The sequence below is a fragment of the Comamonas odontotermitis genome (assembly GCF_040396735.1).
Classification (GTDB): Bacteria; Pseudomonadota; Gammaproteobacteria; order Burkholderiales; family Burkholderiaceae_C; genus Comamonas; species Comamonas odontotermitis_C.
The window spans coordinates 31,432-55,074 of sequence record NZ_JBEBNZ010000017.1 but is presented as its reverse complement, the minus strand read 5'-3'; the positions used below and the strand labels follow the sequence as shown (position 1 = coordinate 55,074).

The window sequence follows — 23,643 nt, the reverse complement described above, 5'->3', positions numbered from 1 at the left end:
CCGCCATGACCGCACCCACCCTGTCTGCTGTTCGCTCCAACGATTCTGAGCAAAATACGGCTCCAGCGCACACCTCTCAAGCGCAGACAGCTACTGTTTTTGATGATTTCACCCCGGCATTGCAGCCAGCCACGCCGTTGCGCGCAGCCATTACTGCCGCCTACCGCAAGCCCGAGCCTGCCGCATTGGCCGACCTGCTGCCCCAGGCCACGCCGCCCGCCGCCATCGCCCAGGCGGGGGACGCATTGGCGCTGGAGCTGGCCAAAAAGCTGCGCGAGCGCAAGGCAGACGCTGGCCGCGCAGGCCTGGTGCAGGGGCTGCTGCAGGAGTTTGCATTGTCGTCACAGGAAGGCATCGCACTGATGTGCCTGGCCGAGGCCCTGCTGCGCATCCCCGACGCAGCGACGCGTGATGTACTGATCCGCGACAAGATCGCCCATGGAGAGTGGAAGGCCCACGTTGGCAAGAGCCCGTCGATGTTCGTCAACGCCGCAGCCTGGGGCCTCGTGCTGACCGGCAAGCTGGTGGCCACGCACAGCGAGGGTTCGCTTGGCCAGTCGCTCACGCGCCTGATCGGCCGTGGCGGCGAGCCGCTGATCCGCAAGGGCGTGGACATGGCCATGCGCATGATGGGCGAGCAGTTCGTAACTGGCGAGACCATTGGCGAGGCACTGCAGAACGCCGAGCGCCTGGAGGCCAAGGGCTTCCGCTATTCGTATGACATGCTGGGCGAAGCCGCGATGACGGCTGACGACGCCAAACGCTACCTGCGCGATTACGAAAACGCCATCCACGCCATCGGCAAGGCCAGCAACGGCCGTGGCGTGTACGAAGGCCCGGGCATCTCGATCAAGCTGAGCGCCCTGCACCCGCGCTACAGCCGCGCACAGCACGACCGCGTGATGGCCGAGCTCTACCCCGTGGTGCTGCAGCTCACCTTGCTCGCGCGCCAGTACAACATCGGCCTCAATATCGACGCCGAAGAGGCCGACCGCCTGGAGCTGTCGCTCGACCTGCTGGAAAAACTGTGCTTTGCGCCTGAGCTGGCCGGCTTTGCCGGCATCGGCTTTGTGGTGCAGGCCTACCAGAAGCGCTGCCCGTATGTGCTCGACTTCGTCATCGATCTGGCGCGCCGCAGCCAGCACCGCCTGATGGTGCGCCTCGTCAAGGGCGCGTACTGGGACAGCGAGATCAAGCGCGCCCAGGTCGACGGCCTCGAAGGCTACCCGGTCTACACCCGCAAGGCCTATACCGATGTGTCGTACATCGCCAATGCGCGCAAGCTCCTGGCTGCGCCCGATGCGGTCTACCCCCAGTTTGCCACCCACAACGCGCACACGCTGGCCACCATCTACCATCTGGCCGACCCGGCCACCTACCAGCCGGGCCAGTACGAATTCCAGTGCCTGCACGGCATGGGGGAGCCGCTGTACGAGCAGGTGGTGGGCCGCAATGCCGCCGAAAACCTGGGCCGCCCCTGCCGCATCTACGCGCCCGTGGGCACGCACGAAACGCTGCTGGCCTACCTGGTGCGCCGCTTGCTGGAAAACGGCGCCAATACCAGCTTTGTCAATCGCATCGCCGACCAGGACATTCCGCTTTCAAAACTGGTGGAAAACCCCGTCGCCACCGTGCAGCAATGGGCGCAGAGCGAGGGCCAACTGGGTCTGCCCAACCCGCACATCGCCCAGCCGCGTGAACTGTATGGCGACAGCCGCGCCAATTCCGCCGGGCTGGATCTGGCCAATGACGACCGCCTGCGCCAACTGCAGGGCGACCTGCAGGCCAGTGAAGCCATGGCGTGGCACGCCGAGCCCATGCTGGCACAAGGTGCGCCGGCCTCCACCAACGCACCGGAAGCCGTCGTCAACCCGGCCGATCACCGCGACACGGTCGGGCAGGTGACGAACGCCTCGGCCGAGCAGGTCGAGTTCGCCCTGTGCGCCGCCCAGGCCGCCGCTGCCCGCTGGCAGGCCACGCCGGTGGCCGAACGTGCCGATTGCCTGGAGCGCGCCGGCGACCTGCTCGAAGCCCATATGCCGACCCTGATGGGCGTTTTGGTACGCGAAGCGGGCAAGACCTGCTCCAACGCCATTGCCGAAGTGCGCGAAGCCGTGGATTTTCTGCGCTTCTACGCCGCCCAGGTGCGCAGCTGGAGCAATGCTGCAGACCCGTCTGGCTACCAGGCCCTGGGCCCGGTGGTCTGCATCAGCCCGTGGAACTTTCCGCTCGCCATCTTTACCGGTCAGGTGGCTGCGGCGCTGGCGGCTGGCAACACCGTGCTGGCCAAGCCCGCCGAGCAGACCCCGCTGATCGCCGCCGCGGCCGTGCAGGCGCTGTGGCAGGCGGGCGTGCCCAGTGATGTGCTGCAACTGCTGCCGGGCACCGGCGAGACCGTGGGCGCGCGTCTGACCGCCGACAGCCGCGTGCAGGGCGTGATGTTCACCGGATCGACCGAAGTGGCCCGTATTCTGCAAAAAACGCTGGCCCAGCGCCTGGACGCCCACGGCCAGCCCGTCACCCTGGTGGCCGAAACCGGCGGCCAGAACGCGATGATCGTGGACTCGTCGGCACTGGCCGAACAAGTGGTGGTCGATGTGCTGTCGTCCGCCTTCGATTCGGCCGGCCAGCGCTGCTCCGCCTTGCGCGTGCTGTGCGTGCAGGAAGAGGCTGCAGACCGGCTCTTTGCCATGCTGCGCGGCGCCATGCAGGAGCTGAACGTGGGCAACCCGGCGCAACTCCACACCGATGTGGGTCCGGTGATCGACGCGGAGGCGCAAGGCATCATCGACCGCCACATTGCCAGGATGAAGGCCAATGGCCACCAGGTGTGGCAGACCGTTGCGCGCCCCGGCAGCGCAGCGCAAGGCAGCGCACAGGGCACGTTCGTGCCACCCACGGTGATCGCCATCAACAAGCTGTCGGAGCTGCAGCGCGAAGTGTTCGGCCCGGTGCTGCACATCCTGCGCTACAAGCGTGAAAACCTGGCTCAGCTGGTGGCCGATATCAACGCGACCGGCTACGCGCTCACCCTGGGGCTGCACACCCGCATCGACGAAACCATTGCCCAGGTGGTGAATGCCGCCAATGCAGGCAACATCTACGTCAACCGCAACATCGTGGGTGCGGTGGTCGGCGTGCAGCCGTTTGGCGGCGAAGGCCTCTCGGGCACTGGCCCCAAGGCGGGCGGCCCCTTGTACATGCTGCGCCTGCTGGCCCGCATGCCAGCCACCGCCACTGCAGACGCACTGGCCCACCTGCCCCGCATGAAAGGCAGCGAAGCCCGCGCCGCAGCCGCCACGCCCGCTGCAGGCAAACGCGGCAATGCCCACGGTCTGGAGCTGGCAGATGCCGCGCCCGCCCCCGCACTGGCGGCGCTGCAGGCCTGGGCCCAGCAGCAGGGCCAAACCCAACTCGCCAGCCTGTGCCTTGCCTATGGCGCGCATACCGGCAACGGCTTTGCCGCCGAGTTGCCCGGCCCCACGGGCGAGCGCAATCTGTATGTACTGGGTGGCCGCGAGCGCATTGCCTGTGTGGCGGGCAGCGCCGACAAGTTGCTGGCCCAGCTGGCGGCCGTGCTGGCAGCTGGCACCACCGCCGTCTGGCCCCAGACCAGCGCCAACGCCGCCTTGCTTGGTCAACTGCCTGCCGACGTGCGCGCCCATGTGGTGCTCGCAGGCCACAACACCGAGGAGCTGCTGCAATCCGAAGACTTTGATGCCCTGCTGGCCGATGCCGCCAGCGACTGGCTGGCCACCGGAAGCCGCCTGACTGCGCGCCCCGGCGCCATCATTCCCATCACGGCACAGGCAGTCGACGGTAGCGTTCCCCTGTTCCGCCTGCTTGCCGAGCACGCCATCAGCATCAACACCGCTGCTGCGGGCGGCAATGCCAGCCTGATGACGCTCGGCTAGCCTTGCTGCGAGGCCCTCTCCTTCTGCGTCAGACGAGCGGCAGGCCCACGTAGTTTTCCGCCAATGCGGTAGAAGCTGCGTGGGAGCGGACGATGTAGTCCAGCTCGGCCTGCTGTACCCGGGCATCAAAGGCCCCCGTCTCGGGAAAGCGGTGCAGCAGCGAAGTCATCCACCACGAAAAGCGCTCGGCCTTCCAGATGCGCGCGAGGCACCGGCCGGAATAGCCGTCCAGCCCCGCGTCGCTGCGCTCGCCATAGTGCTGCGCCAGCGCCTGGGCCAGGTAACCCACGTCAGACGCCGCCAGGTTGAGCCCTTTGGCACCCGTAGGTGGCACGATGTGGGCGGCGTCGCCCGCCAGAAACATGCGGCCAAAACGCATCGGCTCGGTTACAAAGCTGCGCAGCGGTGCAATGCTTTTCTCGAGCGAAGGGCCGGTGACGAGCCGATCGCGCGCCTCGGGGTCGAGGCGCAGACGCAGCTCCTGCCAGAAGGCCTCGTCGCTCCAGGCTTGCGCCTTCTCGGTCAGCGGCACCTGCAGGTAGTAGCGGCTGCGCTGCGCGCTTCTTTGGCTGCACAGCGCAAAGCCACGCTCGGTGTTGGCATAGATCAATTCGTCAGAGACTGGCGGCGTGTCCGCCAGCAGACCCAGCCAGCCAAAGGGGTAGACCTTCTCGAACGTGCGGATGCGCTCGGCCGGCACGCTGGCGCGGCACACGCCGTGAAAGCCGTCGCAACCCGCGATGAAATCGCACGCAATCTCCTGCATCTGGCCGTCCTTTTCATAGCGCACCCGGGGGCTGGAGCCGTCAAAATCCAGCGGCTGCACCTGGGCTGCCTCGTAGATGGTGGTCAAGCCCTCGGCAGCGCGCACCTCCATCAGGTCGCGGGTGACCTCGGTCTGGCCGTAGACCACCACGCTCTTGCCGCCGGTCAAGCCATGCAGGTCGATGCGGTGGCGCTGGCCGCCAAACAGCAGCTCGATCCCCTGGTGCGGCAGGCCCTCGGCGCGCATGCGCCCGGCGGCGCCCGCCTGCTCCAACAGATCCACGGTCACCTGCTCCAGCACACCGGCGCGGATGCGGCCCAGCACATAGCTGGCGCTGCGCTGCTCCACAATGATGTTGTCGATACCGGCCTTGTGCAGCAACTGGCCGAGCAGCAGGCCCGCCGGGCCGGCGCCGATGATGGCGACTTGGGTTCGCATGGTGTTTGTCTCCTGGTTGGTCATGCCTCTCAGGCTACGGAAGCACCCCAGTCAAAGCGAGGGGCTGGTGCGCGATTTGCGCGATCATCGCGCAATCTGCGCGACAATCGCCCAAAACTCTCTCCGCCCACCATGCCCCAAGCTGCCTTCCCCATCGCGCCCGAAGACTTCATCGCCGGGCTGGCCAAAGGCCTGGCCGTGCTGGAGAGCTTTGACACCGAGCGCCAGCGCCTCAATGCCACGGTGGCAGCGCAGCGGGCCGGTATCACGCGGGCGGCAGCCCGCAGGCACCTGCTGACGCTGACCCACCTGGGCTATCTGGAGACCGATGGCCGCCAGTTCTGGCTGGCGTCGAAGGTGCTGCGCCTCTCGGGCAGCTACCTCGCCACGGCCCGGCTGCCGCGCCTTGTGCAACCGGTGCTGCACCGCCTGGCGGCGCAGACGGGGCTGTCGTTTTCGTGCGTGGTGCGCGATGGCGGCGAGGTGGTGATCGTGGCGCGCAGCGCAGTGCATGAAAGCGGCCAGCGCGTGCTGGCCCACGGCCTGCACCTGGGCAGCCGCCTGCCGGCCCATGCCACCTCCACCGGCCGGGTGCTGCTGGCGGCCCTGCCCCCGGCCGAGCTGGAGCTGTGGCTGGCCGAGCGCGCGTTGCCGCGCCTCACCGCCCATACCGCCACCGATGCAGCTGCGCTGCGCGCAGTGCTGCAGCAGGTGCGCGAGCAGGATTACTGCGTGGCGCGCGAAGAGCATGAGCTGGGCGTACAAGCCCTCGCCGTGCCGCTGCGCAACATGGGCGGCCAGACCCTGGCCGCGCTCAACCTGGTGACCTCGCCCCAGCGCATGGAGCCAGCCACCATGCTGGCGCAGCTGCTGCCCCTGCTGCAGGAGGCGTCGCGCGAGTTGCGCCCGCTACTGTAAAACCATAAAAAAAGAGAGCTGCTTGCGCTTATCTCCATTGATTTTCAGATATTTTCTTATCTGAAAATGGCCATCATCAAGCGTTAACAGCTATGTTTTCGGGAGCAAACGCGTTGCGCTACACCTGCAGGCTGAGCTCGCGCAGCACTTCGGAGGTGCGGCGCACCAGTGGTGTTGCCTTGCGCTTGGCCGACTGCGCCAGGCACAGGGTGATGGGCACATGCGGTGACTCGATGGGTGTCACCGCCAGGTGCGCATCCGCGTCATGGTCGTGGAGCGCGCTGCGGGTGAGTGCGGCGTAGCCATAGCCACCGCGCACCAGATCGAGGATGACGGGCACGCTGGACACTTCCCACACCACCTGGAGCTTGACCTGCGACAAGGTGGCCTGGGCCTCCATGAGCTTGCGAAAGATCTGGCCATGCTGCGGCATGATGAGCGGAAAGTCGGCCAGTTCTTCAAACCGCACCGACGCGCGGCCGCCCAGCTCCGCCTTGGGGCCAACCAGACACAGGCGTTCCTCCAGCACCGGCGATACTTCGATGTGCGGCTGCGGCTCGGGCGAATACACGAGGCCCAGGTCCATGCGGCCAGTGGTCAGCCACTCGGCGATGTTCATGGAAAAGCCTTCCACCACCGCCAGCCGCGCCTTGGGCATCTCGCGGCTGAAAATGTCGATGAGCGGCAGGGTCAGCCGCCGCGCCAGGCTGGGCGGCAGGCCCACGACGATGCGGCCCACCGGCTCGCCACGCTGGGCGCCCAGGTCCTCACGGGCCAGCGCCACGCGCTGCATGATGGCGTGGCCATGCTCCAGCAGTCGGCGGCCCGCATCGGTCAGCGTTACGCCACGGCCGGTGCGGATCAGGAGCGTCTCGCGCAACTCGGTCTCCAGCGCACGCACCTGGCGGCTCAGTGCGGGCTGCGCGGTATCGAGCAGCACGGCGGCCTTGCTGAAGCTGCCAGTCTCGGCTACAAGCACAAAGGTTTCGATCTGCTGAAGATTCATCGGTACCGCCTCGCCTCCTCGGGACTGGGTTCTGTATTCTTTGAACAGGCTCTTATGCCATTTTGCTATAGCTGCTAGCAGCAATACCACATAGGTGGTTTGCGCCGTCCTCTCCACAATGCGGCCATTACAACGAGACTTAGGAGACAAAACATGCAATACGAAGCTATCCCTTTGAGCCGCCGCCGCGCAGTCCTCGCGCTGGGCGGTCTGGGCGCCCTGACTGCGTGGCCCGCACTGGCGCAGGGCAGCGACGCCAAATGGCCAACCAAGCCTTCCCGCATCATCAACCCTTTTCCGGTCGGCGGCGGTCCCGACGGGCTCTCTCGCCTGGTGGCCGACAAGCTCGGCCGCACCTGGGGCCAGCCGGTGGTGGTGGAAAACCGCCCAGGGGGTAACGGTTTCATCGCCATTGACGCGTTCAAGCGCGGCGCCACCGACGGCACCGACATGATCCAGCTGGACAATGTGCACATCGCCGCCTATCCGCACCTCTTCAAGAAGCTGCCCTACAGCCTGGACAAGGATTTCGACATCCTGATGCCGCTGTTTCGCAATTACTTCTTCGTTTGCGTGCCGGTGAACAGCCCCTACAAGACCATGGGCGACCTGATCGCCGATGCCAAGGCCCGACCCGGCCAGCTCAACTATGGCTCCTGGTCGGTCGGCAACCCGGTGCACCTGGGATCGGCCCTGCTCGAGAGCATGACCGGTACCCGGATGGAGCACGTGATCTACAAGGAAACCAGCCAGCTCTACCAGGGCGTGGCCACCGGCCAGCTGAGCTTTGCGCTCGGCTCGCTGGGCACGGCCGGGCCGCTGATGCGCGGCGGCAAGCTGCGCTTTCTGGCGGTGGCAGCGCCCCAGCGCATTGCGGGTTTCGAGAACGTGCCCACGGTCTCCGAATCCGGCGGCCCGGCCGGCTATGCCGTCACCGGCTGGAACGCGCTGGCCGTGCGCCCCGGCACGCCCGTTGCGGTGCAGGACAAGATCCGCGCCGACGTGCGCCAGGCGCTGACCGGCAAGGATGTGGACGAAAAGTTCGCCGCCTTCGGCTACGAAAGCTACGCTCCCACGCCTGCCGAGTTCAAGCAGTTCATCGCCGATGAGAGCAAACGCTTTGGCGATGTGATCCGGCAGGCGGGCATGTCGCTGGACTGAGCCAGATTCCAGTATCCAACAGCTATTGAGCGCTTACAAATCAAGCGCCAATAGCTGCATGATTGATAGCAGATTCAGACCGCTTCAAACGCATACTTCTCGGTATCCACCTCACGCTGGGCCGCCAGCGCGTAGCGGTCGCCCACAATGCCTTCGGGTTGGAACAGGTCGTCCAGCTCGGCAAGCACCGCCGCATCGAGGTGAATGGCGCCGCCCCGCAGGTTTTCGTGCAGGTGTGCAACGCTGGTGGTGCCCGGCAGCGCAATCACATGCTCGCCCTGGTTCACCACCCAGGCAATCGCCAGTTCGGCCAGGGTACAGCCCGCCCGCTCGGCAATGGCCTGCATGGGCGCGAGCAACTGCAGGTTGCGCGCGTAGGCCTCGGGCTGGAAGCGCGGCATGGAGGCACGGATATCGCCCTGCACCAAGCCGTCGACTTGCTGTAACTTGCCGCTCAGGAATGCCCGGCCCATGGGGCTGAAGGCGACATAGGCAATGCCCAGTTCCTGGCAGGCTGCCAGCGTGCCCAGCTCGGCATTGCGCGACCACAGCGAATATTCGCTTTGCAACGCAGCAATCGGGTGCTCCCGGTGCGCGCGGCGCAATGCGTCAACCCCCACCTCGGACAGGCCCAGCGCGCGGATCTTGCCCTCTTCCTGGAGGCGTGCCATTTCGCCCACCGATTCCTCGATGGGCACGCGCTGGTCCCAACGGTGCAGGTAATACAGATCAATCACGTCCGTGCCCAGGCGTTGCAGGCTGTCCTCGCAGTTCTTGCGCAGGGTTCTGGGGTGGCCGTCGATCACGCGGCGCATCACGCCGTCATCGCCGCGCACGCCCGCCATGCCGCCCTTGCTGGCCAGGGTGATGTGGTTGCGGTGGGGCTTGAGCACGGGGCCGATCAGTGATTCGCTGGCGCCAAACCCGTAGAGCGCAGCGGTGTCGAACAAGGCCACGCCCGCCTCCAGCGCGGCATGCAGCACGGCATGGGCCTGCTCGGTGGAGACGGGGTTGCCATAGGCGTGGCAGAAATTCATGCAGCCCAGGGCTACATTGGCCACGGTAAAGGGGCCGATAATGCGTTTTTCCATGACTTTTTTGGTGTTAGAGGATCTGCCCGCCGCTGCGGATGCAACTGGCGGGGCAGTGGGTCGTCAATCCAGGCAGATGCCTGAATCAGCCGGCATCCAGTTGCAGCTCCAGATCGTGCAACACCTTATAGCAGTTGAACACTTTCTGCACGCTGGAATTGGGCTCGCGCCCCTCGCGGATGGCGGCGAAGAACTCGCGGTCCTGCAGTTCAATGCCGTTCATCGACACATCGACGTGCGAGACGTCGATCTTCTCTTCCTTGCCCTCCTTGGTCGATCGCGCCAGATCGTCGTAACGCGCGATATAGGTGCCGGTGTCTCCGATGTAGCGAAAGAACGTGCCCAGCGGGCCCTCGTTGTTGAAGCTCAGCGAGAGCGTGCAGATGGCGCCATTGGCCGCCTTGAGCTGGATGCTCATGTCCATGGCGATGCCCAGATCCTTGTGGATGGGGCCCTGAACCGCGTTGGCCTTGACGATCGGGCTGCCTGCCTGGTAGGCAAACAGGTCGACCGTGTGGGCGGCATGGTGCCACAGCAGGTGATCCGTCCAGCTGCGCGGCTGGCCCAGTGCGTTCATGTTGGTGCGGCGGAAGAAATAGGTCTGCACATCCATCTGCTGGATATTGAACTCACCCGCCTCGATCTTCTTGTGGACCCACTGGTGGCTGGGGTTGAAGCGGCGGGTATGGCCCACCATGGCCACAAGGCCGCTTTTTCTTTGCAGATCAAGCACCTGCTGCGCCTGCGAAAGGCTGTCAGCCAGCGGAATCTCCACTTGCACGTGCTTGCCCGCCTGCATGCACTGGATGGCCTGGGCAGCGTGCATCTGCGTGGGCGTACACAGGATGACGGCATCCACCTCGGGCAGGGCCAGGCTGTCGGCCAGCTCGGTGCTCACATGCCCGATACCGTATTGGGCTGCCACTTCGCGGGTCTTGTCTAGATCGCGGCTGACCAGGGAGACGACTTCCACGCCGTCGATGTTGCGGATACCGTCCAGATGCTTGATGCCGAAGGCTCCGGCGCCCGCCAGGGCTACTTTGATGGTCATTTTCAGTTCTCCAGAATGAGGTGGCCCACGGCCGTGTTGGACGCAGGGACATGAAAGAAGCGGTGCGCCAGCCGGGGGGCGGGGCCACCGGCCACGTCGGCCATCGCGCCACGGGCAATCAGCCACATCACCAGCTCGATGCCTTCGCTGCCTGCTTCGCGCACGTACTCAATGTGCGGCATTTCGGCAAGGTCTGCCGGGTCTGCAATCAGCCGGTCGAGGAAGCGGTTGTCCCACTCCCGGTTGATCAGCCCCGCGCGCGGCCCTTGCAGCTGGTGGCTCATGCCACCCGTACCCCAGATCTGCACCTTGAGCGGCTCGTCAAAGCTCTCGATGGCGCGGCGGATGGCCTGCCCCAGAGCAAAGCACCGGCGGCCCGACGGCACCGGGTACTGCACTACGTTGACGTGCAGGGGAATCACCCGGCACGGCCACTGGGCCGGACTGCCGAACATCAGATTCATCGGCACGGTGAGGCCATGGTCCACCTTGAGTTCATTGACGATGGTCAAGTCGAAATCCTGCTGGATCACCGACTGCGCGATGTGCGAGGCCAGCTCGGGGTGGCCCATGACCTTGGGCACCGGCCTCGGGCCGTAGCCTTCGTCGGCGGGCTCGAACTCCGCCGCCGTGCCGATGGCAAAGGTCGGGATGACGCTCAGGTCGAAATTGGTGGCGTGGTCGTTGTAGACCAGAAACACCACGTCCGGCAGGTTCTCGCGCATCCATTGCTTGGTGGGCTCGAAGCCCGCGAACAGCGGCTGCCAGTAGGGCTCGCCGGTCTTGCCCAGGTCGATGGCCGCGCCAATGGCGGGCACGTGCGAGGAATAGACCGATGCGGTGATGCGCGCCTGGTTGGCGGTGCCTCTGGCGGGCTGGGCCTGCGACGCGTTCTGCGCATTCTCGATCTGCGCGGCCAGCGCCTCTTGCGCCTGGTTCTCGCGCCAGCTTTGCCAGTTGCGCCAGGCTTCGGACTGCACCGGCGCGCCCTGCGCGTTGCCGCCTTCGCCCACCACCCGGTTGCCCTCGGCACTGCGCCCGCCGCCCATCATCATGTCGCGGTATTGCTGCTCGGTCATGCCGGTCATGCTGCCCGCCATCTGCTGGAACGACAGGCCATCGGTGGCGCCGAGCTTGGAGAGAAAGTAGATATTGCCGCCGGTGCGCATCATCCAGTTGAGGTCGCGCGCACGCACCGCCGCCTTCTGCTCGTCGGTCATCGGCCAGTCGGCCAGGTAAGCGTCTTCGTCGGACTTGAAGCGCTGGCGGTTCTCGGCCTTCATCAGGCTCATGCAGAACTGATTGAGCCAATAGCCCTTGCGGCTTTGGTCGGCATCGAAGATGGTGGTGCCGGGCACATCGAGATAGGGTTTTTCAAGCGACATGGTTTCTCCTTATCAGACCCCGGTCAATGAACCCGGGGGCAGGCGTATCCGTCTGCGGGGCCAGCCAGCCAGGGCCGCCCCACAGCCTAGGCCGTCGTCCCCTAGGGGAAGGCGCCGCAGGCGACTCGGGGGGGTCATATTTCTTCGGGCCAGTACAGGCGCATGGGGTTGTCCACCAGCAGCTTGCGCTGCAGCTCGGCAGTGGGTGCGATATGCGGGATGAAATCCACCAGCAGGCCGTCGTCGGGCATGTGGTCCTTGAGGTTGGGGTGCGGCCAGTCGGTGCCCCAGAGCACGCGGTCGGGAAACTCCTCGACCACCCGACGCGCAAACGGCACTACGTCGCGGTAGGCATTGCGCTCTCCATCCAGCGCCTTGGGGCCGGTCAGCGAAAGGCGCTCGGGGCACGAGACCTTGCTCCACACGTTCGGGTGCTCACGCATGAACTTGAGGAACAGCGCGAACTCTGCGCTGTCAACGCCCTTGGCAACATCCGGGCGGCCCATGTGGTCCACCACCACGGTGGTGGGCAGCGCGGTGAAGAAATCCCACAGCTCGGGCAGATCCACCGCCTCGAAGTAGATCACCACATGCCAACCCAGCTTGGCGATGCGGCCTGCGATCTCCATCAGCTCGTCCTTGGGCGTGAAATCCACCAGGCGCTTGACGAAATTGAAGCGAACGCCGCGCACGCCAGCGGCGTGCAGGGCCTGCAGCTCTTCGTCGCTGATGCTGCGCCTGACGGTGGCCACACCGCGTGCGCGCCCGCCGGATGACTGGCAGGCATCAACCATGGCGTGGTTGTCTGCGCCATGGCAGGTGGCCTGCACGATCACGTTGCGCGCAAAGCCCAGGTGGTCGCGCAGAGCAAACAACTGCGCCTTGCTCGCGTCGCAGGGCGTGTACTTGCGCTCGGGTGCAAAGGGAAAGGCATCGCCAGGGCCAAACACATGGCAGTGCGCGTCAACGGCGCCCGCAGGCAGCTGGAACCTGGGTTTGCTGGGGCCGGCGTACCAGTCCAGCCAGCCGGGGGTTTTTTCGAATTGGTTCATATCGGTTCTCATTCGTCAGAGTTAGACCACCATCAAATCCTTGCCCACAATGGCTTCGCCCTTGAAGTGCTTGCGCACACCCTCGAGCAGCATCGCGTCGGTGATACTGGGGCCGTCCCCCGGCACGATGTGCGAAAGCACCAGCTTCTTCACGCCTGCGGCGGCGGCAATACGGCCCACGTCCTCGGTCGTGGTATGGCAGGCCAGCAGATGCTCCTTGAGCGTGGCGGCATTGGGTACGCGCTTGACCATGGCCTCCACTGCCGGCACATAAATCACTTCGTGCACCAGTACGTCCGCCCCCTTGGCCAACTCCGCCACGGCCGGACAGTAGGTGGTATCGCCCGAGAAGACGATGGAGCGGTCCTTGGTATCGAAGCGCAGCGCGAACGAGTCGTTGATGGGCGGATGGATATTGCGCACTGCCGTGACCTTCACCTTGTCGTTCTGCAGAATCACACCGCCACGGGAAAACTCATGGGTGGCGACCAGCCTGCGCAGGTCAGGCTTGCCTTCATCGAGCATGCGAGTCTCGATGTCGAACTTCATCGACTCCATGAAGGCACGGGTCATGGCATCGAGCGTGGGCGGGCCCCACACGTCCACCTGGTGGTTCAGCCCCGCCGCCCACGCCGAGTACAGCACCGGACCGTATTCGAGATTGTGGTCGGAGTGCATATGGGTGATGAATACCTTGCTGATCGAAGGCAACGGAACGCCAGCCTTGACCAGCTGGGCCGCCACGCCATAAGCGCAATCCACCATGTGGGGCTCGCCGTCGATTATCAGTACATTGGCCGGATTGGATCGGGCTCCGCCCACGCGCGGTCCGCCCTTGGTACCCAACAGCACCAACTGGGTGCCCCGCTTGAGATCGACGCCTGCGGCATCGGCCTGCTGCGCCAGCGCATGGCCCAAGGTACCCATACCCAGCAGGCCGGCGCCCGCCAGGCTGGCTGTGACACCCAGAAACTGGCGACGGGCGAGGTTCACGGCAAGGCCGGAGGTGGTAAAGGAAGACGGGCGGGAAGCGGCCATGGTGCGGGCTCCTTGATAAGGGTTTCGTTATTTCCGCGCTCAGTCGATGTACCGGAGGCCAGCCTTTTCGAGCGGCTCACGCATCTTGTACATGTCGAGACCCAGGATGCCCGAGGCCAGTTTGGCGCGCTTTTCGCCTTCAAAGCTCTCGCGCTTTTGCGCCGCTTCCAGGGTTTGCGCTGCGCGGGCCGCAGGCACGCAGACCACGCCGTCGTCGTCGGCCACGATCACGTCGCCGGGCGTGACCCACATGCCTGCGCAGACCACGGGGATGTTGACCGAGCCCAGCGTGGCCTTGATCGTGCCCTTGGACGAGATGGCACGGCTCCACACCGGAAAGCCCATCTCCTGCAGCACCCGCACATCGCGCACGCCGGCGTCGATGATGAGCGCGCGTGCGCCCCGGGCCTGGAAGCTGGTGGCCAACAGGTCGCCAAAGTAGCCGTCGGTGCATTCGCTGGTGACGGCGGCCACCACGATGTCGCCGGGCTGGATCTGCTCGGCCGCCACATGCATCATCCAGTTATCGCCGGGCTGCAGCAGCACGGTGACGGCCGTGCCCGAGACCTGTTGGCCCGAATAGATGGGCCGCATATAGGGTTTGAGCAGGCCGACGCGGCCCATGGCCTCGTGCACCGTGGCCGAGCCGAGGGCAGCGAGGCCATCGGCAGCGGCGCGGTCGGCGCGCTGGATGTTACGGTAAACGACTCCGAGTTCGTACATGGAAAAATCTCCGCTGGTATGGCTTCCAAAAAGTGAGCTGTTCGCGCTTTTTGATCCATCAATTCAAATGGTTCTTATGTTGAGAGCAGCCAGCAACAACCGCCAGCCGCTCTCTTTTGATCAAAGGCCCTTGGCCTTCAGCGCCGCGTTCAGGCGCGTGAATACGCGGCGCGCGTTGCCTTCGTAGACCATGTGCTTCTCCTCCTCTGTCAGGTTCTGCGTGGCGTCGATGTAGCGCCGGGTGTCGTCGTAGTAGTGGCCGGTCTGCGGGTCGATGCCGCGCACGGCGCCGATCATCTCGCTGGCAAAGAGGATGTTTCGGGTGGGAATCACTTCGGTGAGCAGGTTGATGCCCGGCTGGTGGTAGACGCAGGTGTCGAAGAAGATGTTGTTCAGCAGATGCTCTTCCAGGAGTGGCTTCTTCAGCTCCTGGGCCAGACCGCGAAAGCGCCCCCAGTGGTAGGGCACGGCGCCGCCGCCGTGGGGGATGAGGAACTTGAGCGTCGGGAAATCCTTGAACAGATCGCTGGTCAGGCACTGCATGAAGGCCGTGGTGTCGGCGTTCAGGTAGTGGGCACCCGTGGTGTGAAAGCAGGCATTGCAGCTGGTGGAGACGTGGATCATCGCGGGGATGTCGTACTCCACCATCTTTTCGTAGATGGGGTACCAGTGCCGGTCCGACAGCGGTGGCGAAGTCCAGTGGCCGCCCGATGGATCGGGGTTGAGGTTGATGCCGACGTTGCCGTACTGTTCCACGCATTTCACCAGTTCGGGAATGCAGGTTCTGGGATCGACGCCGGGCGACTGCGGCAGCATCGCAGCAGGGATGAAGTGATCAGGAAACAATTCGCTCACGCGGTAGCACAGCTCGTTGCAGATGGCGGCCCAGGTGCTTGATGTCTCGAAATCACCGATGTGGTGGGCCATAAAGCTGGCGCGCGGGCTGAAGATGGTGAGGTCCGAGCCGCGCTGCTTCATCAGCTTGAGCTGGTTGGTCTCGATGGTCTCGCGGATCTCGTCGTCGCTGATCTTCAGTTGGCTGGCCTTGGGAGCCTGGGCCAGGTTCTGCAGGCCCGCAATCTGCAGCTCGCGCCAGGCACCCAGTGCTGCAGGCGCCGTGGTGTAGTGGCCGTGTACGTCGATGATCATGGTGGGCGCATCCTTTTTAATAACGAATGAATTCAATGGCTTGCGGAAATTCCGGCACCCGCAGCCTGGGGCGTGTTCTGCGGCTCGGCCCCGCCTTGGGGGCTGACCCACTGCTTGACGATGAGGGCCGCCATGGCGATCAGGCCGGGAATAGCCACCACGGTGAAGATCTGGCTGAAGCTCAGATGGCGCGCCGTGAGCTCAGCCACCAGGAAGGAGCCCGCAATTCCCCCAAAGCGCCCCACCCCCAGCATCCAGGCCACGCCGGTCGCACGGCCGCTGGTGGGGTAGAAGGCCGCAGCCAGTGCCGGCATGGAAGACTGGGCGGTATTCATGATCGTGCCCGCCACGAACACCGACACCACCAGCCAGCCCAGGCTCGCGGCTTCCTGACCGATCCACCAGATGGCCACGGCGGTCAGCGCGTAGCCGGCGGCAATGATGCGGTTGGCATTGAAACGGTCCATCAGCCAGCCGAAGAAGACGGCGCCCACGCCGCCCAGTGGAAACAGCGCCGCCACCAGCGTGGCCGTCTTGGGGCTGAGGCCGCCTTCCTTGAACAGCACCGGCATCCAGTTGACCAGCGCGTAGAAGATCACCAGACCCATGAAATACGCCAGCCACAGCATGACCGAGCCTACCCGGTACTGGCGGGACAGCACCACGCCCAGACCGCTCTTGCCATCCACGGCCACCCGGTTCTCGGTCATCACAAAGCGCTGCACGCCCGCCACCGCGCTGCCTGCAATGCGTACCAGCGGCTTGCGGATGCGGTCTGCCGCATACCCCTTGGCCACCATGTAGCGCACGGACTCGGGCAACAGCACCACCAGCAGAACCAGCAGGAACAGCGGTGCAATGCCACCCAGATGCAGCACGCTGCGCCAGCCAAAATGCGGGATCATCCACGCCGCCAGAAAGCCGCCCAGCGCTGCGCCCAGGGGAAAGCCACAGAACATGGCATTGGTGATCATGGCGCGGCGCGAATCGGGACAGTATTCGCTCATCAGCGTGACCGCATTGGGCATGGCCGCGCCCAGACCCAGGCCGGTGACAAAGCGCAGCACGGTCAGCGTGCGGATGTCATGTGCGTACCCCGAAGCCAGGCAGGCAATGGCAAACACCAGCACCGATCCCACCAGCACTGCCTTGCGGCCGAAGCGGTCGGCCAGGGGCCCCGAGCACATGGCGCCGCCGGCCAGGCCAAACAGTGCAGCGCTCAATACCGGCGCCAGATCGGGCTTGGCCACGCCCCACTCGGCCAGCAGCGAGGGCGCGATGTAGCCGATGGCAGCGGTGTCGAAGCCGTCAAGCAGCACGACGAAAAAGCACAGGGCGAAGATCACCCATTGGAAACCGGAGAACGGATGCTCGTTCAGGATGGTCTGCACATTGGCAACCTTGGAATCCGGCGCCTCGGAAGGGGTTGGCGAAATCATGTCGGTGTCTCCGTTGTCTCTATTGGTGGTTTTGTATTTGTGTCCTGCGGCGAGTTGCAGGGCTTTTCATGCCCAGTCTCGGCTCGCCCGCTGCACCGGCGCTCGCATCACACAGGCTCCATGCCCTGGCGGCGCTTGGCCGTGGCGGCGCCAGGCGCGGCCATGAAGGTGAGCAAACGGCGCGCCGCATCGGCCCGGGCCGAAGCAGCCGTCACGCCAGCGGAAAAGACGGTGTCAATGGCAATGGCTTGCGGCAGCGTGCCCACGACGGTGATCCCCGGCACATGGAGCAACTCGCTCAGTTGCTGAAAACCGAGCGCCACCTCGCCGCTGGCCACCAGGGAGGCCACAGGCACCCCCGGGCGGGCCTGCACGAGGCGTGGGCGAATCTGTTCTGCGATGCCCCAGCGTACAAACAGGGCCTGCAGTGCCACGCCGCTGGGGCCCGTGGAGTATCCAATGCCGGACGCAGCCAGCACGGCGGCGCGAACGGCTTCTTCGGAGGAAATATCGGGTGTCGCAGCGCCAGCGGGTACCGCCACGGCCGTGCTGGAGCGCATCAGATCCACCCGGCTGCCGGCCAATACCCGGCCTGCGACCTCGAGCCCGGCAATGGCGCCCGATGCGAGGAAAACCACATCGAATGCCTCGCCATCATGCACCCGCCGCGCGGCATCGACGCCGCCTACCGATTCGATAGCCACCGGCTCGCCGCCCTGCGCGTGCCAGTCGGCCACCAACTCCGCCAGCAACTGGCGGGTGGCCATCGACGAAATGCCCTTCAGGGTAGTGGGAACGGTGCCCATGCGCTTTGCCTCCTGTTATGCAAAGCATTGTGGGCATGGCTGCATCGGGTGCCAACCTCTGGCACCCACTATCAGCTATAGCAATTGGGCATAGCTCATTGCCGTACCGGGTGGCGCGGAGGTTCCGCTTATCCGGCCACCAGCGCCAGCACGCCGAGCCCCGCAAAGATCACGGCGCAGACACGGTGGATCCACTGGATCGGCAGCTTCTTGGTGATCTTGTCGCCAAACCAGACCACGGGCGCGTTGGCCAGCATCATGCCGATCGTGGTGCCGGCCACCACGCCGTAGTACTGCGCCGGGTACTTGGCTGCCAGGCCCACCGTGGCGAGCTGCGTCTTGTCGCCCATCTCGGCCAGGAAGAACAACAGCAAGGTGGTGCCGAACACGCCCCAGCGGCCGCTGCTTTTGCCAGCCTCGTCTTCGTCGATCTTGTCGGGAATCAACATCCACCCCGCCATCAGGATGAAGGACACGCCCAGAATCCATCGCAGCACATCGGGGCCGAGCACGGTCGTGATCCAGGCACCGACGGCACCTGCCAGGGCATGGTTCACGATGGTGGCCACAAAGATGCCCAACACGATCGGCCAGGGTTTGCGGTATTTGGCGGCGAGAACAAGCGAGAGCAGCTGCGTCTTGTCGCCCATCTCGGCGAGCGCGACCACAGCGGTCGAGATGAAGAAGGCTTCCATGGTGTGGGGGATCTTTATGTAGCCGGATGGTTGCAAGACAGCATTGACCGCATCGCGACTCCGGCAGTTGGATCGCAACGTGGTCAATGGTCTCGCCAAGCATCTGTTACAGATGCCGTGTACGCCATAGGCCGAAGCCCAAGTTTGTTGACGCACACTCCGCGACGCATTGCGCGCCCGGCAGGCTACTCCCCAAAGACAGGCGCATCATACGCGCAAAACCGATGTTGCGCCGCAACACATAGGGCCGCCAGGGAAAATACCAGGGTGCACTTGCGTGAACTGTCAACACGTCGTAAGCTGATTCGCCCATAATGGGGGGGCTTTGTGTCTCTCTTGGTACACAGGGCGTGCGCGGTGATCCGTCTTGGAAGTTGTCACAGGTTTTGTTGATTGCATCAGGCTCCATCGCTTTTAATTGTTTTTTTCGGAGTCCTCAAATGGGCAACAAACTCTACGTTGGCAATCTGCCATATACCTTCCGTGACAGCGATCTGGAAAGCACCTTCAGCCAATTCGGCTCTGTTTCCAGCGCCAAGGTCATGATGGAACGCGACACCGGCCGCTCCAAGGGCTTCGGCTTTGTGGAAATGGGCTCGGACGCTGAAGCACAAGCTGCTATCGAAGGCGTGAACGGTCAAAACTTCGGCGGCCGTAACCTGGTCGTGAACGAAGCCCGTCCAATGGAAGCCCGCCCACCTCGCAGCGGTGGCTTCGGTGGCGGCCGTGGCGGCTTTGGCGGTGGTGACCGCGGCGGCTTCGGCGGCGGCGGTGATCGTGGTGGCTTCGGCGGTGGCCGTGGCGGCTACGGCGGCGGCAGCTACTAATCATTGCGCCAGAAACCAATTGCGGTTTTTGGCTGTCAATTCACGGGATTTCCCGAGCAAAAGGCCTCTTTGAGGCCTTTTTTGCGTTTTGTTGCAGCTTTCGCACCACACCTAGGGGCATCGACTACACCAAAAGGGTTTTTTATCTCAGAAAATAAAGGATGGAGTACCCCTCCACTGGGCTATTGCGGTGAATGATCAGTTTCGTCGTGACGCATTGGATGATCACATGATTCAGGTATTGCGTTTTACGGGACTCCATCGCGTTATTTAAGAGTTATCAGGAGTCCCTCAATGGGCAACAAGCTTTACGTCGGAAATTTGCCGTACCAAGTGCGCGACAATGATCTGGAACAGGCCTTCGGCCAATTTGGCAGCGTAACCAGCGCCAAGGTCATGATGGAACGCGACACGGGTCGCTCCAAAGGCTTTGGTTTTGTGGAAATGGGCAGCGATGAAGAAGCCCAGGCCGCAATCAACGGCATGAACGGCCAGTCGCTGGGTGGCCGCAACCTCGTCGTGAACGAGGCTCGCCCCATGGAGCCACGCCCTCCCCGCACCGGCGGTGGCGGCTTTGGCGGCCCGCGCGGTGGTGGCTTTGGCGGTGGCAACCGTGGCGGCTTTGGCGGCGGTGGTGACCGTGGTGGCTTCGGCGGCGGTGATCGCGGCGGCTACGGCGGTGGCGGCGGTTTTGGTGGCGGTGGTGGCGGCTACGGTGACCGCGGCGGCCGTGGTGATGGTGGCGGCGGCTATGGCCGTGGCGGCAATGACCGCGGCTTTGGCGGCGGCGACCGTGGTGGTGAACGCGATGGCGGCTTCCGCAGCCCTTACGGCAATGGTTCGCGCAACCGTGGCGGCAACCAAGGCTTCGACAACGACGATTATTGATCTGCGCCCGGCACGCCACATGGCGTGCCCAGGCTCTGGTTCCCAGCCCCGCAAGGGGCTTTTTTATTGCCTCAATGCGCCAAAGACATGCGGCGCTCGCCAAGAGCCTGCTCTAACCACCCGGCTTCCCCGTGCGCTCGGCATGCCGATGCTTGCGTGGCCGGTTGGCCAGCGCCCTGTCGTAGGCGGCATTGGGCAGCAGCCGCAGCAGCTTGGCCACCAAGCCCATCTGCCAGGGAATCACGCTGTAGCTGCGGCCTTTGCCGATGGCTGCAAACGCCCGATCGGCAAAGGCTTCGGGCTGCATCAAAAATGGCATGCCATAGCGGTTCTGGCTGGTGAGCGGCGTGGCGACAAAGCCCGGGCAGATGGTCTGCACCTGCACACCACTGCGCGCCAACTCCACCCGGAGGCTCTCGCAGTAGCTGATGACGGCTGCCTTGCTGGCGCAGTAGGCACCATGGCCGGGCAGGCCTCGGATGCCGGCAACACTGGCAATGCCCACCAGCTTGCCCGAGCCGCGCGCCTGCATGGGCCGCACAAAGGCGTGAAAAGTAGCCGCCATGCCGATCACGTTGGTGGCGTAGGTCTGCGCCATCACCTCCAGGTCTTCGCGCTCTGCCGTGTCGATGCCAAAGCTCACTCCGGCATTGGCCACCACCACCTCAGGCACGCCCTGGGTGGCGAGGCACTGCTCGCAGGCCGCGATGATCTGGTCACGGTCTGCCACATCAGCACTATATATTTGATAGCTATCAGCGCTTATGGAATGTGCGCTGGCCCATTGTTTTATCGCCTCCACCCGGCGCGCCACCAGTGCCAGCCGCCAACCGGCCTGGTGGTAGCGCAGTGCCAGGGCTTGGCCGATGCCGCTGGAAGCGCCCGTGATCAGCACCAACGGCGCGGCTGCGGCGGCCACCGGAAGGGAAGTTCGTTGCAGCGCGCCCATGGCCTACTTGGACGGCACGAGGGTACCGCGCACCCGGCCTTTGAGCTCGGCCACCTGCGAGAGATTGTTGTAGGTCATGGCATCGGCGGTGAAGCGGTCATTGCCACGGGTGATTTCCACCGGTTTGTTCGAGCTGACCCGCTCGTCATTGACAAAGGCATGCAGAAAGTCGCCGCGAAATTCCATGGCGGGCACTCCTGGCTTGGCCGCCTTGCGCACCACATGCGCATTGCCGAACAGTTGCACTTCAGAGCCATCGGCATTGGAGAGCGCACGGTCGGCCGTGGCCACGGTTTCCGAGCCGTCCTGCCGCACCGAGCGCAGATTGGCCTTGTCGATCTCGAGGGTCTCGTTGTCCATGTAATGGCGCATGGTAGTGCCACGGATTTCGCTGGTCAGGGTGCCGGTGTCGTCAAAGCTGCGCACCGAGAAGTCCCGCATGTAGTAGTCCACATCGTGGCCTTTGACCGCCACCTCGGCCTCGACCTGGGCCTTGGGCGCATTGCGCACCAGCCACCAGGTCCCCAACGCCAGCAGCCCCATCAGAAGAATGGGCAGGTAGATGGACATCCAGTCCCAGACGCGTCGAAAGCGAAAATTCATTGTCCGTACCGATCCAGCAGTTTGATATACGCACCGGAGGCTGCCAGCAGCACATCGCAGAATTCGCGTGCAGCCCCTGCCCCCCCACGCTGCACGGTGGTGAAATGCGCCACGCCGCGCGCCTCTGCATGGGCGTTGGCCGGTGCACACGCCAGTTGGCAACGACGCAGCACAGGCAGATCGGGCCAGTCATCGCCAATGGCCGCTGCCTGGTGCCAGTCCAGCCCCAGCTCGGCCAACATGTCCTGCGCGGCAGGCAGCTTGTCTTCCGTGCCATAGCGCACGTGCTCGACGCCCAGCGCACCCAGGCGGTGCCGCAGCGCCCGCGAATCGCGGCCGGTGATGACGGCGGGCGTGATGCCCGCTTCGCGCAGCATCTTCATGCCATGGCCATCCAGCGTGTGAAAGCGCTTGAGCGTCTCGCCCGCTTCGCTGATGTAGAGGCCACCATCGGTGAGCACGCCGTCCACATCAAAGAATGCAATTTTGATGCCTTGCGCTCGCAAAAGCAGCTCTGCGGGCCATTGCTGGGCCGGTGTGATCGGGCCAGGAGAAGTCATTGTCACCATCAAATCACCTTCGCACGCATCAGATCGCCAATATGCACGATGCCCACCAGATGCTGGCCAGCATCGGTCACTAGAACGCTGGTGATGCGGTGGGCCTCCATCATCGCTGCAGCGTCTGCAGCCAGAGCATCGGGCGAGATCTGGCGGGGCGATGCGTACATCACCTCGCCTGCTGCCACATGACGCAGGTCGGCGCCCGCTTCGATGCGGCGGCGCAGGTCGCCATCGGTAAAGATGCCTTGCAGCACGCCCTGTGCGTCCACGACAGCCGCAGCACCCACGCCTTTGGCACTCATCTCGCGCATCAGTTCACTGAAAGTCGCATTCGGCAGCACACGGGGCACCTCATCGCCGGACCGCATCACATCGGCCACGTGGGTGAGCAGGCGGCGTCCGAGTGCGCCTCCGGGGTGGGAGCGGGCAAAATCCTCTGCTTTGAAGCCGCGGGCCTCCAGCAAGGCCACCGCCAGCGCATCGCCCATGGCCATCTGCGCCGTGGTGCTGGCCGTGGGCGCCAGGTTCAGCGGGCAGGCTTCCTTGTCGACACGGGTATCGAGCACCCAGTCGGCATGGCGCGCCATGGCGGATTCGCGGTTGCCGGTCATCGCCACGACAGGCACGCCCAGGCGCTTGAGCACGGGCAGCAGTACCGCGATTTCAGCACTCTCGCCGCTGTTAGAGATGGCCAGCACAACATCATCGCCAGTCACCATGCCCAGGTCGCCATGGCTGGCTTCGCCCGGGTGCACAAAGAAGGCGGGCGTACCGGTCGATGCCAGGGTTGCGGCAATCTTGCGGCCCACATGGCCACTTTTGCCCATACCGGTGACCACCACCCGGCCGCGAGTGGCCAGCATGCGCTGCACTACCTGGACAAAATCATCGTCCAGGCGTTGCGCCATGGCCAGAATCGCCTCTGCTTCGATCGAAAAGGTGGATGCAGCCAGCTGGAGAATCTGCGCCGCCTGGACCGGGCGCATGGCTTGTGGAGTGCTCATTGCAATGATTTTATCGGAGCGCCCCACCCGCTTGCAGAGTAAGAGCATGTTCCCGGTCTCCACCATCTGCGGTACCGCTCAGTCGCGAGGCCAGCGCGAGGGAATTGCGAAGGAATTGCGAGGAAATCGTCAACATGTTCTACCCGCAAGCGGCGCAAAGGAAGCCCGCCCGGCCGT

Annotated in this window: 21 protein-coding genes, 1 pseudogene and 1 riboswitch; of the genes and pseudogenes, 5 read left to right on the top strand and 17 right to left on the bottom strand. The window is 64.6% G+C overall.

Features of this window, described 5'->3' with window-relative positions; genetic code table 11:
• The first annotated feature begins 5 nt into the window (after window positions 1-5).
• Window positions 6-3,914: a trifunctional transcriptional regulator/proline dehydrogenase/L-glutamate gamma-semialdehyde dehydrogenase gene (gene putA, locus ACH2DG_RS14935; RefSeq protein ID WP_395027096.1), complete on the top strand. Its 3,909-nt coding sequence runs from the start codon at window positions 6-8 to the stop codon at window positions 3,912-3,914.
• Window positions 3,915-3,942: 28 nt separating this feature from the next.
• Here the strand turns inward: putA and pobA are convergent, their stop codons facing one another.
• Window positions 3,943-5,118 carry a 4-hydroxybenzoate 3-monooxygenase gene (gene pobA / locus ACH2DG_RS14930; RefSeq protein ID WP_395027095.1) on the bottom strand — a complete coding sequence of 392 codons (1,176 nt, stop codon included), beginning with the start codon at window positions 5,116-5,118 and terminating at the stop codon, window positions 3,943-3,945.
• A 132-nt stretch (window positions 5,119-5,250) separates the two neighbouring features.
• Between pobA and ACH2DG_RS14925 the strand changes: the two genes are divergently transcribed.
• Window positions 5,251-6,036 carry an IclR family transcriptional regulator C-terminal domain-containing protein gene (locus ACH2DG_RS14925; protein WP_395027094.1) on the top strand — a complete coding sequence of 262 codons (786 nt, stop codon included), beginning with the start codon at window positions 5,251-5,253 and terminating at the stop codon, window positions 6,034-6,036.
• Window positions 6,037-6,154: 118 nt separating this feature from the next.
• Here the strand turns inward: ACH2DG_RS14925 and ACH2DG_RS14920 are convergent, their stop codons facing one another.
• The gene (locus tag ACH2DG_RS14920) at window positions 6,155-7,042 is read right to left on the bottom strand and encodes a LysR family transcriptional regulator (RefSeq protein WP_224150697.1); all 888 of its coding nucleotides are present in this window, start codon (window positions 7,040-7,042) and stop codon (window positions 6,155-6,157) included.
• A gap of 153 nt (window positions 7,043-7,195) precedes the next feature.
• Here ACH2DG_RS14920 and ACH2DG_RS14915 point away from each other — a divergent pair, with 153 nt between their 5' ends.
• Window positions 7,196-8,203 carry a Bug family tripartite tricarboxylate transporter substrate binding protein gene (locus ACH2DG_RS14915; RefSeq protein ID WP_395027092.1) on the top strand — a complete coding sequence of 336 codons (1,008 nt, stop codon included), beginning with the start codon at window positions 7,196-7,198 and terminating at the stop codon, window positions 8,201-8,203.
• A 74-nt stretch (window positions 8,204-8,277) separates the two neighbouring features.
• Here ACH2DG_RS14915 and ACH2DG_RS14910 read toward each other — a convergent pair whose 3' ends face one another.
• From ACH2DG_RS14910 to ACH2DG_RS14860, 11 genes and pseudogenes are all read right to left on the bottom strand, one after another.
• Window positions 8,278-9,294, bottom strand: a complete 1,017-nt coding sequence (locus ACH2DG_RS14910; protein ID WP_395027090.1) for an aldo/keto reductase — start codon at window positions 9,292-9,294, stop codon at window positions 8,278-8,280.
• An 85-nt stretch (window positions 9,295-9,379) separates the two neighbouring features.
• Entirely contained in the window at window positions 9,380-10,345 is a 966-nt protein-coding gene (locus ACH2DG_RS14905; RefSeq protein ID WP_395027088.1) for a Gfo/Idh/MocA family oxidoreductase, read from the bottom strand.
• Between the two features lie 2 nt (window positions 10,346-10,347).
• A complete protein-coding gene (locus ACH2DG_RS14900; protein WP_395027139.1) occupies window positions 10,348-11,253 on the bottom strand; it encodes a class III extradiol dioxygenase subunit beta in 906 nt (301 codons plus the stop codon).
• 156 nt (window positions 11,254-11,409) lie between these two features.
• Window positions 11,410-11,730: pseudogene (gene ligA, locus ACH2DG_RS14895) on the bottom strand (protocatechuate 4,5-dioxygenase subunit alpha); the annotation flags it as partial.
• 134 nt (window positions 11,731-11,864) lie between these two features.
• Window positions 11,865-12,782 (bottom strand): amidohydrolase family protein, encoded by a 918-nt coding sequence (locus tag ACH2DG_RS14890; protein ID WP_395027087.1) that lies wholly within the window; start codon window positions 12,780-12,782, stop codon window positions 11,865-11,867.
• Between the two features lie 21 nt (window positions 12,783-12,803).
• Window positions 12,804-13,820, bottom strand: a complete 1,017-nt coding sequence (locus tag ACH2DG_RS14885) for an MBL fold metallo-hydrolase (RefSeq protein WP_395027086.1) — start codon at window positions 13,818-13,820, stop codon at window positions 12,804-12,806.
• 39 nt (window positions 13,821-13,859) lie between these two features.
• A complete protein-coding gene (gene ligK / locus ACH2DG_RS14880; RefSeq protein ID WP_395027085.1) occupies window positions 13,860-14,543 on the bottom strand; it encodes a 4-carboxy-4-hydroxy-2-oxoadipate aldolase/oxaloacetate decarboxylase in 684 nt (227 codons plus the stop codon).
• Between the two features lie 120 nt (window positions 14,544-14,663).
• On the bottom strand, window positions 14,664-15,692 hold the full coding sequence (locus ACH2DG_RS14875; RefSeq protein ID WP_395027084.1) for an amidohydrolase family protein: 1,029 nt from the start codon (window positions 15,690-15,692) through the stop codon (window positions 14,664-14,666).
• Between the two features lie 32 nt (window positions 15,693-15,724).
• On the bottom strand, window positions 15,725-17,131 hold the full coding sequence (locus ACH2DG_RS14870) for an MFS transporter (RefSeq protein ID WP_395027083.1): 1,407 nt from the start codon (window positions 17,129-17,131) through the stop codon (window positions 15,725-15,727).
• 107 nt (window positions 17,132-17,238) lie between these two features.
• Window positions 17,239-17,937 (bottom strand): substrate-binding domain-containing protein, encoded by a 699-nt coding sequence (locus ACH2DG_RS14865; RefSeq protein ID WP_395027082.1) that lies wholly within the window; start codon window positions 17,935-17,937, stop codon window positions 17,239-17,241.
• Between the two features lie 128 nt (window positions 17,938-18,065).
• On the bottom strand, window positions 18,066-18,632 hold the full coding sequence (locus ACH2DG_RS14860; protein WP_395027081.1) for a TMEM165/GDT1 family protein: 567 nt from the start codon (window positions 18,630-18,632) through the stop codon (window positions 18,066-18,068).
• A gap of 98 nt (window positions 18,633-18,730) precedes the next feature.
• Window positions 18,731-18,838, bottom strand: a riboswitch (yybP-ykoY riboswitch).
• A 234-nt stretch (window positions 18,839-19,072) separates the two neighbouring features.
• On the opposite strand from ACH2DG_RS14860, the gene ACH2DG_RS14855 reads away from it, so the two are divergent.
• Window positions 19,073-19,459, top strand: a complete 387-nt coding sequence (locus tag ACH2DG_RS14855) for an RNA-binding protein (protein ID WP_224150712.1) — start codon at window positions 19,073-19,075, stop codon at window positions 19,457-19,459.
• A gap of 294 nt (window positions 19,460-19,753) precedes the next feature.
• Window positions 19,754-20,347, top strand: coding sequence for an RNA recognition motif domain-containing protein (locus ACH2DG_RS14850; protein ID WP_395027080.1), 594 nt, complete (start codon window positions 19,754-19,756; stop codon window positions 20,345-20,347).
• Between the two features lie 112 nt (window positions 20,348-20,459).
• Here ACH2DG_RS14850 and ACH2DG_RS14845 read toward each other — a convergent pair whose 3' ends face one another.
• The 4 genes from ACH2DG_RS14845 to ACH2DG_RS14830 are packed head-to-tail and all read right to left on the bottom strand — an operon-like array spanning window position 20,460 to window position 23,466.
• Window positions 20,460-21,296, bottom strand: a complete 837-nt coding sequence (locus ACH2DG_RS14845; RefSeq protein WP_395027079.1) for an SDR family oxidoreductase — start codon at window positions 21,294-21,296, stop codon at window positions 20,460-20,462.
• 3 nt (window positions 21,297-21,299) lie between these two features.
• A complete protein-coding gene (gene lptC / locus ACH2DG_RS14840; RefSeq protein ID WP_395027078.1) occupies window positions 21,300-21,899 on the bottom strand; it encodes an LPS export ABC transporter periplasmic protein LptC in 600 nt (199 codons plus the stop codon).
• Window positions 21,896-22,459 carry an HAD family hydrolase gene (locus ACH2DG_RS14835; RefSeq protein WP_224150717.1) on the bottom strand — a complete coding sequence of 188 codons (564 nt, stop codon included), beginning with the start codon at window positions 22,457-22,459 and terminating at the stop codon, window positions 21,896-21,898. Before ACH2DG_RS14835 ends, lptC begins: the two co-directional genes overlap by 4 nt.
• Before the next feature lie 8 nt (window positions 22,460-22,467).
• A complete protein-coding gene (locus tag ACH2DG_RS14830) occupies window positions 22,468-23,466 on the bottom strand; it encodes an SIS domain-containing protein (RefSeq protein ID WP_395027076.1) in 999 nt (332 codons plus the stop codon).
• Between the last annotated feature and the right edge of the window lie 177 nt (window positions 23,467-23,643).